Below are 16273 nucleotides of genomic sequence, written 5' to 3'. Positions count from 1 at the left end.
TTTTCCTTGCATATGCAAGATAAAATGTAAATTTCCGGTTTATCGAATTTGGATCGTAAATATCCGCCAGGCGATTCCGATATCTTACTTCAGCTTCAGAATCTGAGAGGTTGTCTGTCCGCCGCTTACATTCAGAGTTTCTTTGCCCTGAAGCGTTACATCACTGGTAGTATCCTTCAGAAGAAATACCTGGCATACAGTGACGGTTTTTCCGGGATCAATGGTGCTCATGTAGTTATCTACAGCATCATCGCTGGCTTCCGGATAAGTTCCTTCCAGAACTTCTCCGTTCTGGGAAGCCTGCAGGGTGAAGTCTACAAATGCACTGGACTGGGAATCGCCGGAGTTTGTATAGTCGTAGTAGATCATCAGACAGGGATTTCCGCCGTAGTCCTTGGAAATCGCAAACTGTTTGAAACGGACGGAGAATTTGTCAGTTGTAATATCAATGGATGCACTTGTGCCCTCAGCAGAAGCCGTGCTGCCTGGGGTGGAAGAATCCTCCGCAGCGGCAGAACTGCTATCTGTGCTGTCATCCGTAAGCTGGGATGATATTTCGTCTTTTACGCTTTTGAAGTTTGCGCACATAACCTTGACGGTGGTGTCATCCAGAGAAACGATTTTCCAGTCGCTGCCGATTTTGATCAGAGGATAGGTAATATCGATCTCACTGTATTTCTCATCAGCTGTGGAAGCATTTTCGGCAAGAAGTGCAGCGAGCATTTCCTGGATATCATCCTGTGTCATTTCCTTTCCGGCATAGGCTGCGACAGCAACCTTACGGGTGTATTCCTGAATAGTTGCTGCATAGATATTGGTTCCGTCAATATATTTCATGTGAACCGTTATCCTGGCAGTTCCGTTCTGGATGTCAAATTTGTTTTTGGTGATCTTGTAGGTCATTTTTTTGTTGACGGTAGTGAAGAAATCTGTGTAAGCAGAATCACGGATATCTGCATCATCCAGAGCACTGAGATCATGACTCTGGAGAAGGTTCTCCATTGTGGTAAAATCCATGTTCTGCATGCCTGTGAGAAATTCTTCTGTGGCTTCTACCGGTTTATGGCGCTGCATCATATACCAGGCGGTTCCGCCGGCTGCGGCAGCGATCAGAAGGATGATCAGACAGATCACGAGAGGCTTTTTGCTTTTTTTCTTTCTGTGGGGAGTGTCGCCTTCAAAATCATTGGAGATCAATGATCTGGAGAGCTCATCGTCATAAAAATCATTATTGTCTTCTGTATTCATTATTCCTCCTTACAATAAGTCATTCTGGTTTTCGGGTGGGTAAGTCAGAGGATATCTGTTTGCATTTGCGGGCAAACAAGCATCACCCTATGTTACCGTAACGATTATATCATAGGTTTACTGTTTGAGAAACCCCCTGTGTTATGATATACTGGAAGACACAGAAAAAGTGGTTGAGTACAGGTGACAAAGCGGAATGCGAATGCCCGCTTTATGCAGCAGAAAAGGTGAGGTGAAATATATGTTACGGACAATTCAGTATTCATTTCCTTCAAAAGCAGACGGATTGGAAATTTCCTGTCTGGCAGTAGTGCCGGAGTTGGAACGTAATGAGAAATACCGTGGGATCATACAGATCGTTCACGGAATGAGTGAGTACAAGGAACGCTACATTCCTTTTATGGAATATATGGCAGAGCGAAAATATATAAGTGTGATCCATGATCACCGTGGCCATGGGAAAAGCGTACGCAGTAAAGAGGATCTTGGGTATATGTACGGTGGTGGGGCGGATGCCATGCTGCAGGATATCCATACGGTGAACTGCTTGATCAAGGATCATTTCCCAGGTATTCCGCTGATCCTTTTCGGACACAGCATGGGCTCTCTGGCAGTTCGTGCCTATGCAGCGCATCATGACAGCTGTATGGATATGCTGATCGTCTGCGGCTCACCCAGCTATAATGTATTTCGTCCGGTCGGAGTAGCTCTGGCAAAGGCGGGAAAGACTGTTTTCGGGCCTAAACACAGTGCGGGTCTGATCGAGATGATGTCTTTTGGAAGCTATGCAATGCACTTTAAAAAAGAAAAAAACCGTTTTTCCTGGATCTGCTCTGATCCGCAGGTTGTGCAGGATTATTCGGATTCAGAATACTGTGGATTTACCTTTACGGATGATGCATATCTGGCACTTTTTGACCTGATGAAAAGAGCCTATGATGTGAAGCACTGGAAGTGTACAAAGCCGGAAATGCCGGTGCTGTTTATCAGTGGGGCGGAGGATCCCTGCATGGGAAATGTGAGACAGTTTGCGAAGTCTGTCCGTGCCATGCGTTGTGCAGGATACCGGGATGTCCGGGGAAAATTATATCCGGGAATGCGCCACGAGATCCTGAATGAGAAAGACAGGGAAAAGGTTTATCATGATATATTTACATATATCTGCAAAAAAGGACTTTGAACGCTCTGTGACAGAGTGATATAATAAAAATCTGAGTGCTCCTGCAGACATCTGTGAGAGGGCGCAACTACTGAGAAAACAGGAGGATTCGTAAATTATGAGAGCAAGTGGGATTTTACTTCCAGTATCCAGTCTGCCATCGAAATATGGGATCGGATGCTTTTCTGAGGAAGCATATGAGTTTGTAGACCAGCTGGCAAGAGCAGGACAGAAATACTGGCAGATCCTTCCTCTCGGACCTACCGGATATGGAGATTCACCATACCAGTCTTTTTCTACCTTTGCGGGAAATCCGTATTTTATTGATCTGGAGGCTTTTGTAAAAGAGGGATATCTGGATAAAAGTGATTGCGAGGACTGTGACTGGGGTACAAACGAGAGCTATGTGGATTATGAGAAGATTTATAATTCCAGATTTCGGCTTTTGAGAAAAGCCTTTGAAAATTATGACTGTGAGACAGACCAGGAGTACCGTAAGTTTGTAAAAGAAAATGCTGCCTGGCTGGAAGATTACAGCCTGTATATGGCAATCAAGGACAGCCTGAATGGGATCAGCTGGATCGAATGGCCTACGGAACTTAAAAACAGAGAAAAAGCTGCATTGGCTGAAGAAAGAGAGAAGCTTGCAAAAGAAGTGGGATTTTACTGTTTCCAGCAGTTCTGCTTTTTTAAACAGTGGACAGCACTGAAAGCTTATGCAAATGCTAAGGGAGTGGAGATGATCGGAGACATCCCGATCTACGTTGCGTTTGACAGTGCGGATGCCTGGGCACAGCCGGAATTGTTCCAGTTTGATAAGGAAAATATTCCGATCGGCGTTGCCGGATGCCCGCCGGATGCTTTTTCCGCCACAGGGCAGCTCTGGGGAAATCCGCTTTATGACTGGGAATATCACAAGAAAACAGGCTATGCATGGTGGACACGCCGAATGGCAAATTGTATGAAGCTTTATGATGTGGTAAGGATCGACCATTTCAGAGGCTTTGATGAGTATTATTCCATTCCGTACGGAGATAAAACTGCCCAGTTCGGTCACTGGGAAAAGGGACCGGGAATGGATCTGTTCCGTGCGCTTGAAAAGAATCTTGGAAAGCTGGATGTGATCGCAGAGGATCTTGGTCTCCTTACAGACAGTGTGATTGAGATGGTGGAAGAATCCGGATTCCCGGGAATGAAGGTATTGCAGTTTGCTTTTGACGAGAATGAGGACAGTCCGTATCTGACGCACAGATATGAAAGGAATTGCATTGTTTACACAGGTACTCATGACAATGAGACAACAAGAGGATGGTTCCGCAATCTGAGCCAGCATGACCGAAATTTTGCCAGGGCCTATATTGGCTGTGAGGGCAAGCATGAGACTGCGGCAGTGTGGAGCATGATACGTGCGGCGATGTCCAGTGTTGCAGATCGCTGTGTGATCCCGGTACAGGATTATCTCGGCCTTGGAAATGAGGCAAGGATCAATGAACCGTCAACTCTTGGTGACAACTGGAAGTGGCGTATGAAAAAAGGCCAGCTCAATGAAACAATTATTCAGAAGATTTATAAAATGACAAAGCTTTATGGAAGACTTGTAAAAGAAGAAACGGAAGAGAAGGAAAAAACAGAAGCTGACAGGGAAAAGATATCTGACAAATAGAGAAATATAAGGATATCAGAAAGGACAGAAATACATCATGGAAAAACAGAAAAGAGAAAATAAGGAAGAGCTGCAGCAGGAAACTGCTGAGGAAAAGAATTCCGGACAGGGAAATTCTTCCACAAGAAGCAGTCTTCTGTGGATCTTTGCAGGCGGTTATCTTGTGTATACAGGATATCGTCTCTGTGCCAGTGTCATAAGCGGAGCAGAAGACTCCGGTGTGGTATTTCTGGCAGCGGGAGGTATTTTTGTTGTGATCGGAGCAGTGCTTTTGATCATGGCGATCCGTAATCTTGCAAAGGCTGGCGCACAGAAACATGAGCTGGAAGAAGCTGCTGCGAAAAAAGCGGCAGAGGAAGCTTCTCAAAATCCGGAAACCGTGGCAAAGAAAAAAATGTCAATTGCGGAGCGGGCGCATCTTGCGGAAAATCTGGATGACGCACCGGAGGAGAAAGACGAAAAATAAAACTGGATGCAGGTGAGAGTAAAATGCCTGCTGAGATATGACGATTAGTAATAGCAAAAACGGAACATCATAAGGCAAAAAAATCCTTATGTATGTTCCGTTTTTTAGATCAGGCAGATCGCAAAACAGTTATCTGCGTCTTTGCGCGTTTCTGCGTTTTTTTCGAGATTTTTTTCTGCCGGGGGTATGTAAGGTAGACCAACAGAATGCCTGTACCAGCAAAATTCCGATCATTGCTCCGCAGCTGTCGATCCCTACATCCCTTACGGAAGGTCCGCGGGCCTCTACAAAAGACTGGTGGTATTCATCCAGTCCGGCAAATCCCACACATACAAATCCGGCAAGGAGCATCAGCCAGATTCCCCGAACTCCGTATACATAGAAGGGGAAGGAAATAGATATGGCTAGCAGGCAGTATTCTGTCATGTGAGCAGCCTTACGGACATAAAATTCGATACCGGCAGCTTCCTGGGAAAGCTGTTCCAGGCTTTTGCCGGAAGCTAATATTTCGTTTTTGGTTTCTACGATCTGGTAGCTGATCTTGTAGCTCAGGGCACCGGAAACATCTCCGGTCTGTGCGGAAAAAGAGTAGATCACGCACATCATCAGGATCGCAGGTGTAAAAGAAAAAGGTTTTAATAATGTAATCAGTATTTTCATGGCTCTTAATATAGCACTCCCGTATGGAAAAGTCCAGAAAAATACAGAAAAAGAACAGGGAAAAGGAAAAACAGGGAGAGAAGGTTAAATGGGATAGGAGGTTAAAGGGGGAAGTGGACAGTAAGGACTGAAATGTGTTAGAATATAAAATAAATTTCAGGGGCATTTTTAAGAAAAAAGCAGCCCGGGATCGAATAGAAGAAAATTACAGGAGGAAATCAACAAATGAGTCTTGCAGATAATATATTTATTGACATGTGCAAAGATGTCATAGAAAACGGAACTAGCACAGAAGGTGAGAAGGTACGTCCTGTGTGGGAGGATGGAACTCCGGCTTATACCATCAAGAGATTTGGTGTTGTGAACCGTTATGATCTCCGGAAGGAGTTTCCGGCACTGACTTTAAGAAAAACAGCGTTAAAGAGTGCAATGGATGAGATTCTATGGATCTGGCAGCAGAAATCCAATAATATCCATGATCTTCACAGCCACATCTGGGACAGCTGGGCAGATGAGAACGGTTCCATCGGAAAAGCCTACGGCTATCAGTTAGGTGTGAAGCATCAGTATAAAGAGGGAATGATGGATCAGGTAGACAGAGTTCTTTTTGATCTTAAGAACAATCCGTACAGCAGAAGGATCATGACCAATATTTATGTACATCAGGATCTCCACGAGATGAATCTTTACCCATGTGCCTATTCCATGACTTTCAATGTAACCAAGGAACCCGGAAAAGACAAGCTGGTCCTTAATGCGGTGCTGAACCAGAGATCTCAGGATATCCTGGCTGCAAACAACTGGAATGTGTGTCAGTATTCTCTTCTTCTCATGATGATCGCACAGGCCTGCGATATGGAAGCCGGAGAGCTTGTTCATGTGATCGCAGACTGCCATATTTATGATCGTCATATTCCGGTAATTAAAGAACTGATCTCCAGAAAACCGTATCCTGCACCGACAGTAAAACTGAATCCGGAGATAAAGGATTTTTATAAATTCACCACCGATGATCTGATCGTGGAGAATTATGAGACATGGCCACAGATCAAAAATATTCCCATTGCAGTATAATTGCATAAAGAAAGGAAGAAAGAATGAATATTATTGTTGCAGCAGATAAAAACTGGGGAATCGGAAGAAATAATGAACTTCTGGTAAGTATTCCGGCAGATATGAAGATGTTCCGTGAGGAAACTACAGGAAAAGTGGTTGTTATGGGAAGAAAAACACTGGAGTCTTTTCCAAACGGACTTCCTCTGAAAAACAGAACCAACATTGTGATCACCGGCAACAGGGATTATCAGGTAAAAGGTGCGGTGATCGTTCACAGCATCGAGGAAGCACTGAAGGAAGTGGAGAAATATCCGGCAGAGGATGTGTACTGTATCGGCGGAGACAGTATTTACAAACAGATGCTCCCGTACTGTGATACAGCTCATGTGACAAAAATCGATTTTGCATATGAAGCGGATGCGTATTTCCCAAACCTGGATGAGGACCCGGACTGGGAGATCACAGCGGAGAGTGAAGAACAGACATACTTTGATCTGGAATATGCGTTTGTGAAATACGAGAGAAAAGATAGATAATGTGAGCACAGATCATAAAGCAGAATGAGAATGCCCGCTTTGTACAGAAAAACAATGAAGAAATAATAAAAAAACAGACCACCGAAAAAAATACGGCGGTCTGTTTTTTGGTGCTTAATGTTATGTATAATGACGAAAATCCGGTAATTACTCGATTACGTGGATCCATCCTTTCGGTGCTTCGATGCGTCCCATCTGGATACCGGTCAGTGTGTCGTACAGCTTCTGGATAACCGGTCCCATCTTCTCCATTCCGCTTGGGAAGCAGATTTCTTTGCCGTGATCATTGATCTTTCCGACAGGAGAGATAACTGCAGCAGTACCGCAAAGACCACACTCTGCAAAATCTTTAACCTCATCGAAGTAGACCTCACGCTCTTCAGCTTCCAGTCCAAGGTACTCCTTTGCAACGTAGATCAGAGAACGACGTGTGATGGAAGGAAGGATGCTGTCAGACTTCGGTGTTACAACCTTGCCGTCTTTAGTAACGAAGATGAAGTTTGCTCCGCCTGTCTCCTCAACTTTTGTACGAGTCTTGGGATCAAGGTACATGTTCTCATCAAAGCCCTGTTTGTGAGCATCTACGATAGCATGAAGGCTCATTGCGTAGTTCAGGCCAGCCTTGATGTTACCGGTTCCGCAAGGTGCGGCACGGTCATAGTCGCTGACACGGATCGTGATCGGTTTGGCGCCGCCTTTAAAGTACGGACCAACCGGTGTTGTAAGGATACGGAACTGATATTCGTCAGCCGGTTTAACACCGATCACGGCGTTGGAACCAAACATGTACGGGCGAAGATAAAGTGTTGCGCCGGAACCATATGGCGGAACCCATGCAGCATTTGCCTTAACAACCTGCTCAACAGCGTCGATAAATCTTTCCTTCGGGAATACCGGCATTTCAAGTCTTGCTGCAGATGCAGCGATACGCTCTGCGTTCAGGTCAGGACGGAAAGTAACGATATGTCCGTCTTCTGTTGTGTATGCCTTCAGACCCTCGAATACACTCTGAGAATACTGAAGCACACCAGCACACTCGTTGAGTACGATATTAGGGTCTGTGCTTAAAGTACCCTCATCCCATTTTCCATCTTTAAAATTAGACACGTATCTGTAGTCGGTTGGCATGTAAGCGAATCCGATGCTGGACCAGTCGATGTTCTTTTTTTCCATAACGATTCCTCCGTTTACAATTTTTACTTTTTACCATTGTAAAACTTTTACGTGATGACTTCAATAGTTTTTGTTCCTTTTTTTCATTTGCTTGTAATTTTAATATGATTTCGATATAATAAAAATTATCTATAGACTGGAGGGAAAAATGGACAATCACGAATTTGAAGACCTTGGAAAAAAGATTCAGGATATTGTAGATAATGCAGTGAATTCAAACAGCTATCACGAATTAAGCCATACGATCAACCAGACAGTAAATAAGGCCATTGATTCCGGAAGCGAAGCGCTGAAAAATGCGCTGAATTCCGTGTTTGATCCGGGTGCTGATCCGGAATTCCGTAAGAAAAGCTATACATACCAGAGCCCTTATTACGGAAGAAGCAGAAAAGCAAAGCAGCAGGCTGCAAGGAAACAGTCGGAACTGCTTTACGGAAAGACTACCGGTGAGAATCTCAAAGGCATGATGATGGCAGTTTCCGGTGGGATACTTTTAAGTGGCATGGGGCTTGGAGCCATGGTGCTTCTGATCTGGATGGGCATTGGACACAGCGGTGCACTTGCAGCAGGTGTGCTTGGAGTGATGTGTGCAGGCGCAGCAGGTGGCGGTGCTCTTCTTGGAGCGGGAACAAGCCGTCTCGGAAGACTGGGACGTTTCCAGAAATATATCCGTGCGCTGGGAGACCACACCTACTGTAATTTTCAGAAGCTTGCCCAGGCAGCAGGAAAGAACGAGAAATTTGTAAAAAAAGATATCAGCAGAATGATCCAGAAGGGCTGGTTTCTGGAAGGCCATGTGGATGAGCAGGGAACCTGTCTGATCACCAGTAATGAGACCTATCAGCAGTATCTGGAAACACAGAAGCAGCTGGAGCTTCGTAAACAGGAAGCAGATCCTAAGGTTCAGCTGGAGGAGAATATGAGTCCGGAAGCCCAGGAAGTCCTGAGAAAAGGAAATGAATTTCTTGTAAAGATCCGTGAGAGCAATGACGCCATTCCCGGGGAAGAAATTTCCGCAAAGATTTCCAGGATGGAAATGATCGTTCAGAAAATTTTTGAGCGTGCAGGAGAGCATCCGGAGGTGATTCCGGATCTTAAGAAAATGATGGATTACTATCTGCCCATGACTGTGAAGCTTCTGGATGCTTATGAGGATATGGATGGACAGCCTGTACAGGGCGAGAATATCACGGCTTCCAAGAAAGAAATTGAAGAAACCATTGATACACTGAATATTGCTTTTGAGAAACTTCTGGATTCCATATTCCGGGATACCGCATGGGATGTATCCACCGATATTTCTGTGCTGCATACAGTTCTGGCACAGGAGGGACTGACAGAGGATGATTTCGAAAAAATGAAACAGAATGTGGAAATGAAATAAGTACAACGAGCAGATCAGAAGCTGGAATACAGATATCTGCCGGAAGGTACAGCTGATCAAGGAGAATGCTTATGGGAGAAGAATTTAAAGACTTTGAGGTAGAAGCACCGGTGCTGACTCTGGAACCGGATCTCACGGAAGAAAAAGAAGAAATTGCAAAAAAAGAACCGGGGAAACCCCAGGAGCCTGCAGTAGAGGAACCGGTGTTATCTCCCCAGGAACAGAAAATCGTAGAAGATTTTGCAGCAAAGATCGATATTGAAAATACAAACCAGATCCTGCAGTACGGAGCCGGCACTCAGAAGAAGATGGCAGATTTTTCTGATGCAGCGCTGGTAAATGTGAAGACACAGGATCTTGGGGAGGCAGGAGAGCTTCTTGCAAATGTGGTAGGAGAATTGAAGGATTTTGATGCCACAGAGGAAAAGGGATTTTTCGGCTTTTTCAAAAAACAGACAGCGAAGGTGGAAACTCTGAAAAACCGTTACACAAAGGCCGAGGGAAATGTGACGAAGATCACGGAAGCTCTGGAGCAGCACCAGATGCGTCTGATGAAAGATTCTGCCGTGCTGGATAAAATGTATGAGCAGAACCTTGCATACTTTAAAGAACTTTCCATGTACATTCTTGCGGGTAAAAAGAAGCTTAGGGAAGTCAGAGAAGGCAAGCTCAACGAATTGCATCAGAAGGCAGCGGTAAGCGGACTTCCGGAAGATGCACAGGCTGCCAATGATCTGGAAAGCAAATGTGACCGCTTTGAGAAAAAGCTTCATGATCTGGAGCTTACCAGAACCATTTCTATGCAGACTGCACCGCAGATCCGCATGATCCAGAACAATGATACGACGATGATCGAGAAGATCCAGACAACCATTGTAAATACCATTCCTCTCTGGAAAAGCCAGATGGTGCTGGCTCTAGGGATCGCGCACTCCACAGAAGCCGCACAGGCACAACGGCAGGTTACGGATTTTACCAATGAACTTCTGAAGAAAAATGCGGAAACGCTTCACCTGGCATCTGTGGAAACTGCAAAGGAATCCCAGCGTGGTATTGTAGATATTGAAACTCTGAAAAAAACCAATCAGGAACTGATCCAGACACTGGATGATGTGATGAAGATCCAGCAGGAAGGCCGTGAAAAACGTCAGGCAGCAGAGGCAGATATGAGACGTATGGAAAACGAACTGAAAACAAAGCTGCTGGAGATCCGACGTTAGGAGTAAGAGTAAAAAGATAGTTCGGAAAGGAAAGGCAGGGCGTTTGAAGACACCTGCCTTTCAGGATTCATAAAGGAGATTTTTATGTACAGAGATCATACAAAAGTAATAAAAATTGGAAATCGTGTTATCGGAGGAGGAAATCCGATCCTTATCCAGTCCATGACCAATACGAAAACTGAAGATGTAGAAGCAACGGTTGCGCAGATCCTTTCACTGGAAAAAGCAGGCTGTGATATTATCCGCTGCGCAGTTCCTACTATGGAAGCTGCGAAGGCTTTATCCCAGATCAAAAAACAGATCCATATTCCGCTGGTTGCGGACATCCATTTTGATTATCGCCTTGCCATTGCAGCCATGGAGAACGGTGCGGACAAGATCCGTATCAATCCGGGAAATATCGGTTCCAAAGAGAGGATCCAGGCAGTTGTGGATACAGCAAAGGAACGGAATATCCCTATTCGTGTAGGAGTAAACAGCGGTTCCCTTGAAAAAGAACTGGTAGAAAAATATCACGGTGTTACAGCCGAAGGACTTGTGGAGAGTGCTCTTGATAAGGTGCACATCATTGAAGAGATGGGATATGACAATCTTGTGATCAGCATCAAATCTTCTGATGTTCTCATGTGCGCCAGAGCCCATGAACTGATCGCAGAAAAAACACAGTATCCTCTTCATGTGGGAATTACAGAAGCAGGAACTCTGTATTCGGGAAATATCAAATCAGCTATCGGACTTGGGATCATCCTGTATCAGGGAATCGGAGATACCATCCGTGTTTCTCTGACAGGCGCGCCGCTGGAAGAAGTGAAATCAGCCAAAAGGATCCTGAAAACGCTGGGACTTCGCAAAGGAGGCGTGGAGGTTGTTTCCTGTCCGACCTGCGGAAGAACAAAAATCGATCTGATCGGCCTTGCAAACCAGGTAGAGACTATGGTACAGGATATTCCTCTTGATATTAAGGTTGCGGTTATGGGCTGTGTGGTAAATGGACCGGGAGAGGCGAAAGAAGCAGATCTTGGAATTGCAGGAGGCGATGGTGTTGGTCTTCTGATCCGGCATGGAGAGGTTGTAAAAAAAGTACCGGAAACGGATCTTCTGGATACACTTCGTCAGGAACTTCTTACCTGGAATGAGCAGGAGTCATAATGGAGAAAGATTTTTTTGATGTATTTCCGCATCTTAAAGTGAAGAAAGAGCTGGAAGAACTTCTGGACATGGTATTTGTGACAAAGGTTTCCATGAACCCCGGAAGAACTCATCTGAGGGTTTATATCGAAAGCAGCCGCTGGATACACAAGAAGAATATTTTTGCGCTGGAGGATGAGATCGAACGGCAGTGCTTTCCGGGGATTCCCATGACTGTAACAGTTGTGGAAAAATTTCATCTTTCCGAGCAGTATACACCGGAGAACTTTCTGGAAAGCTACCGTTCCAGTATGGAGATGGAGCTGCGCAACTATAACATGCTGGAGTACAATCTGTTCCGTAGATCAAAAATCATTTTTACAGGAAAAGATACCTTGCGTATGGAGCTTCCGGATACGGTTATTTCCAGACAGAAAAGCGAAATACTTGTTGAATATTTTCATAAGGTTTTCTGTGAACGCTGCGGTATGGATCTGAAAGTGGAACTGGATTTTGTGGAAGTGAAAGAGAGTAAATACCGGAAAAATGCTGCACTTCAGATCAAACAGGAAGTGGAAAATGTCCTGAAGCATGCCAAACTCAGCGGGGATCAGGAAAGCGAACCGAAGCAGGAGGATACAGCCAGGGAAGAGACAAAGAAAACCTCTGGAGATAAGAGCGGCGAAAAGACAAACGAGAAGAAATCCGTTGACAAAAAACAGCAGAAGGTTCAGAAGGGGGATTTCCGCGGCAGCTTCGGATTCCGCAGGGACAGCAATCCGGATGTGGTTTACGGCAGAGATTTTGATGGAGAAACGATTCCGCTGGAGAGCATTACCGGTGAGATGGGTGAGGTTATCATCCGATGTCAGGTTATGGATGTGGAAGCTCGTGAGATCCGAAATGAGAAAACGATCCTGATCTTCCCTGTGACCGATTTTACGGACAGTATTGTTGTGAAGATGTTTCTGCGTAACGAGCAGGTTCCGGAAGTGACGGAAAGTGTAAAAAAAGGCGCATTCCTGAAGCTGAAGGGAGTTACCACCATTGACCGTTTTGACAGTGAGCTTACTATTGGAAATATTACAGGTATCAAGAAAATCGCCAATTTTACCAGCACAAGAATGGATACCAGTCCTCAGAAGCGTGTGGAGCTTCACTGTCACACCAAGATGAGCGATATGGATGGTGTCAGCGATGCAAAGGCATTGGTAAAACGTGCCTATGAGTGGGGACATAAGGCTATCGCTATCACGGATCATGGCGTGGTGCAGTCCTTCCCGGAGGCAAATCACTGCTTTGATGCCTGGGGCGGTTGTGTTCCAAAGGAGTCTGATTTTAAGGTGCTCTATGGAATGGAAGCGTATCTGGTAGACGATCTGAAGGGTATGGTCACCAATTCCAAAGGGCAGCGTCTGGATGGAGATTTTGTTGTTTTTGATATTGAGACTACGGGATTCTCAGCACTAACCTGCAGGATCATTGAGATTGGCGCGGTAAAAGTGGAAAAAGGACAGATCACAGATCGTTTTTCCACCTTTGTAAACCCGGAAGTGCCCATTCCGTTCCGTATTGAGCAGCTGACAAGCATCAATGATTCCATGGTCCTGGATGCACCTGTGATAGAGGAAGTACTGCCGAAATTCCTGGAATTCTGTGAGGGCTGCGTGATGGTGGCCCATAATGCGGACTTTGATATGAGCTTTATTATTGAAAACTGTAAACGGCAGGGGATTTCGGATGATTTTACTTATGTGGATACCGTTGGTATGGCTAGATTCCTTCTTCCTGCCCTGAACCGTTTTAAACTGGATACGGTAGCCAAGGCAGTAGGTGTTTCTCTTGATCATCACCACAGAGCTGTGGATGATGCGGCATGTACCGCAGAGATTTTTGTGCGGTTTGTAAAGATGCTGGAAGAAAGAGATATTTTTGATGTGGATGAGATGAACAGGCAGGGTGCGGTTTCACCGGATACCATCCGAAAGCTGCCCACATACCATGCTATTGTTTTTGCAAGAAATGAGACCGGAAGGATCAATCTGTACAAGCTGGTAAGCCAGTCCCATTTAAAGTACTATCACAGAAGACCAAGGGTTCCCAAAAGCGTGCTGGAAAAATACAGGGAAGGCCTTCTGGTGGGAAGTGCCTGCGAGGCAGGAGAGCTTTATCAGGCACTTCTTCGCAATGCACCGGATCAGGAAATCGCCAGACTGGTAAATTTTTATGACTATCTGGAAATCCAGCCTCTTGGGAACAATGCGTTTATGCTTGCGGATGAAAAACATGATATGATCAATTCTGAGGAAGACTTAAAAGAGATAAACCGGAAGATCGTAAAACTTGGAGAACAGTTCAAAAAACCGGTGGTTGCCACCTGTGATGTGCATTTTATGGATCCTCAGGACGAGGTTTACCGACGGATCATCATGGCAGGAAACGGATTTTCTGATGCAGATAACCAGGCCCCGCTTTATCTTCGTACAACGGAGGAAATGCTGGAGGAATTTTCCTATCTGGGAAGTGAAAAGGCGGAAGAGGTGGTGATCACCAATACCAATAAGATCGCGGATATGATCGAGAAGATATCACCGATTCATCCGGATAAATTTCCACCGGTCATTGAGAACTCCGAGCAGGATCTTAAGAATATCTGTTTCACGAAGGCCCACGAAATGTACGGAGATCCGTTGCCGAAGATCGTGGAGGACCGCCTGGACAGGGAGCTGAATTCTATTATCTCCAATGGTTATGCGGTAATGTATATCATTGCACAGAAGCTTGTGTGGAAGTCCAATGAGGACGGCTATCTGGTTGGATCCCGTGGTTCTGTAGGTTCTTCTCTGGCAGCGACCATGTCCGGTATCACGGAGGTAAACCCTCTGCCGCCTCATTATCTCTGTCCGAATCCGGACTGTAAATACAGTGATTTTGATTCCCCTGAGGTGAAAAAATACGCGGGTATGGCAGGATGTGATATGCCGGATAAGATCTGTCCGAAATGCGGTGCCAGGATGAACAAGGAAGGCTTTGATATTCCTTTTGAGACATTCCTTGGTTTTAAAGGTGATAAGGAGCCGGATATCGACCTGAACTTTTCCGGTGAATATCAGGCCAATGCCCACCGGTATACGGAGGTTATCTTCGGAAAAGGGCAGACCTTTAAGGCGGGAACCATTGGTACCCTTGCGGAAAAAACCGCATTTGGTTATGTGAAGAACTATTATGAGGAACGGGGGCAGCACAAGCGTTACTGTGAGATCAACCGTATCGTGAAGGGCTGTACCGGTGTCCGCCGTACCACTGGCCAGCATCCGGGAGGTATCATCGTACTGCCTATGGGTGAGGAGATTGAGAAATTTACACCTGTGCAGCACCCGGCCAATGATGTGAACAGTGATATCATCACCACACATTTTGATTACCATTCCATTGACGGAAATCTTCTGAAGCTTGATATACTTGGACACGATGATCCGACCATGATCCGTATGCTGGAGGATCTGACCGGCATCAGTGCAAGAACAGTTCCGCTGGACCAGAGAGATGTCATGTCCCTGTTTGCGGGAACGCAGGCTCTGGGGATCAGTCCGGAGGATATCGGCGGCTGCAGGCTGGGATGCCTCGGGATCCCGGAGTTTGGTACAGACTTTGCCATGCAGATGTTGATCGATACCAAGCCGAAATATTTTTCCGACCTGGTACGTATTGCTGGACTTTCCCACGGCACGGATGTATGGCTTGGAAATGCCCAGGTATTGATCCAGAATGGTACAGCTACCATTTCCACAGCAATCTGTACGCGAGATGATATTATGATCTATCTCATCGGAAAAGGAGTGGAAAGTGGTCTGGCGTTTACCATCATGGAGAGTGTCCGTAAGGGAAAGGGTCTTCGTGAGGAATGGATCCAGACTATGAAAGAGCATGATGTTCCGGACTGGTATATCTGGTCCTGTAAGCTGATCAAGTACATGTTCCCGAAAGCCCATGCGGCAGCCTATGTTATGATGGCGTATCGTATCGCCTGGTATAAAGTGTTTCATCCACTGGCTTATTATGCAGCATTTTTCAGTATCCGTGCCACTTCCTTTTCCTATGAACTGATGTGCATGGGAAAAGAACGTCTGGAATATTATATGGCGGAGATCCGGAAAAAAGGTGATGAGGCATCCAAGAAGGAACAGGATACACTGAAGGATATGAGGATCGTACAGGAAATGTACGCCAGAGGTTTTGATTTTGTGCCGATCGATCTTTATAAGGCAAAGGCACACCGGTTCCAGATCATCGGAGATAAACTGATGCCTGCTCTGGATACCATAGAGGGTCTTGGAGATAAGGCAGCAGAGGCAGTTGTGGATGCTGCCGCAAAAGGCAGATTCCTTTCCAAGGATGATTTCCGTGATCGTACCAAGGTCAGCAAGACCGTTATCGATCTGATGGATGATATGGATCTTTTTGGAGATATCCCGCAGTCCAATCAGATGTCACTGTTTGATTTTACGGGTTGATATATGATACCGGAAGGGCTTACAATAAATAAAAAATACTGCCGTTTATCCTGAAGGCTGATCTGG

Annotated in this window: 12 protein-coding genes; 9 read left to right on the top strand and 3 right to left on the bottom strand. The window is 45.5% G+C overall.

Translation table 11 applies throughout. The annotated features are described in order from the left end of the window. Positions 1–84 precede the first annotated feature (84 nt). Positions 85–1248 carry a DUF5067 domain-containing protein gene (locus NQ489_RS12800; protein ID WP_021651829.1) on the bottom strand — a complete coding sequence of 388 codons (1164 nt, stop codon included), beginning with the start codon at positions 1246–1248 and terminating at the stop codon, positions 85–87. Between the two features lie 241 nt (positions 1249–1489). On the opposite strand from NQ489_RS12800, the gene NQ489_RS12795 reads away from it, so the two are divergent. From NQ489_RS12795 to NQ489_RS12785, 3 genes are all read left to right on the top strand, one after another. Continuing rightward, positions 1490–2428 (top strand): alpha/beta fold hydrolase, encoded by a 939-nt coding sequence (locus tag NQ489_RS12795; protein ID WP_022426630.1) that lies wholly within the window; start codon positions 1490–1492, stop codon positions 2426–2428. A 97-nt stretch (positions 2429–2525) separates the two neighbouring features. Further along, the gene (malQ, locus tag NQ489_RS12790) at positions 2526–4070 is read left to right on the top strand and encodes a 4-alpha-glucanotransferase (RefSeq protein ID WP_021651827.1); all 1545 of its coding nucleotides are present in this window, start codon (positions 2526–2528) and stop codon (positions 4068–4070) included. Positions 4071–4107: 37 nt separating this feature from the next. Beyond that, positions 4108–4536: a hypothetical protein gene (locus NQ489_RS12785; RefSeq protein WP_021651826.1), complete on the top strand. Its 429-nt coding sequence runs from the start codon at positions 4108–4110 to the stop codon at positions 4534–4536. A gap of 129 nt (positions 4537–4665) precedes the next feature. On the opposite strand, the gene NQ489_RS12780 is transcribed toward NQ489_RS12785, so the two are convergent. Next, entirely contained in the window at positions 4666–5196 is a 531-nt protein-coding gene (locus tag NQ489_RS12780; RefSeq protein WP_021651825.1) for a VanZ family protein, read from the bottom strand. Between the two features lie 225 nt (positions 5197–5421). On the opposite strand from NQ489_RS12780, the gene thyA reads away from it, so the two are divergent. Further along, positions 5422–6270 carry a thymidylate synthase gene (gene thyA / locus NQ489_RS12775; protein ID WP_015524333.1) on the top strand — a complete coding sequence of 283 codons (849 nt, stop codon included), beginning with the start codon at positions 5422–5424 and terminating at the stop codon, positions 6268–6270. Positions 6271–6293: 23 nt separating this feature from the next. Further along, entirely contained in the window at positions 6294–6788 is a 495-nt protein-coding gene (locus NQ489_RS12770; RefSeq protein ID WP_015524334.1) for a dihydrofolate reductase, read from the top strand. 147 nt (positions 6789–6935) lie between these two features. Here the strand turns inward: NQ489_RS12770 and NQ489_RS12765 are convergent, their stop codons facing one another. After that, positions 6936–7961: a branched-chain amino acid aminotransferase gene (locus NQ489_RS12765; RefSeq protein ID WP_021651824.1), complete on the bottom strand. Its 1026-nt coding sequence runs from the start codon at positions 7959–7961 to the stop codon at positions 6936–6938. Between the two features lie 148 nt (positions 7962–8109). Here NQ489_RS12765 and NQ489_RS12760 point away from each other — a divergent pair, with 148 nt between their 5' ends. The 4 genes from NQ489_RS12760 to NQ489_RS12745 all read left to right on the top strand — a co-directional run bounded on the left by NQ489_RS12760 (position 8110) and on the right by NQ489_RS12745 (position 16207). Beyond that, positions 8110–9345 (top strand): 5-bromo-4-chloroindolyl phosphate hydrolysis family protein, encoded by a 1236-nt coding sequence (locus NQ489_RS12760; RefSeq protein ID WP_021651823.1) that lies wholly within the window; start codon positions 8110–8112, stop codon positions 9343–9345. A gap of 71 nt (positions 9346–9416) precedes the next feature. Beyond that, positions 9417–10565 (top strand): toxic anion resistance protein, encoded by a 1149-nt coding sequence (locus NQ489_RS12755; RefSeq protein WP_044961654.1) that lies wholly within the window; start codon positions 9417–9419, stop codon positions 10563–10565. Between the two features lie 84 nt (positions 10566–10649). Further along, the gene (gene ispG / locus NQ489_RS12750; protein ID WP_021651821.1) at positions 10650–11714 is read left to right on the top strand and encodes a flavodoxin-dependent (E)-4-hydroxy-3-methylbut-2-enyl-diphosphate synthase; all 1065 of its coding nucleotides are present in this window, start codon (positions 10650–10652) and stop codon (positions 11712–11714) included. After that, positions 11714–16207, top strand: a complete 4494-nt coding sequence (locus NQ489_RS12745) for a PolC-type DNA polymerase III (protein ID WP_021651820.1) — start codon at positions 11714–11716, stop codon at positions 16205–16207. The genes ispG and NQ489_RS12745 overlap by 1 nt, the downstream gene beginning before the upstream one ends. Positions 16208–16273: the final 66 nt, after the last annotated feature.

The organism is Blautia sp. KLE_1732_HM_1032, assembly GCF_025147905.1.
Classification (GTDB): Bacteria; Bacillota; Clostridia; order Lachnospirales; family Lachnospiraceae; genus Blautia_A; species Blautia_A fusiformis.
This window is presented reverse-complemented; position numbering and strand designations above follow the sequence as displayed.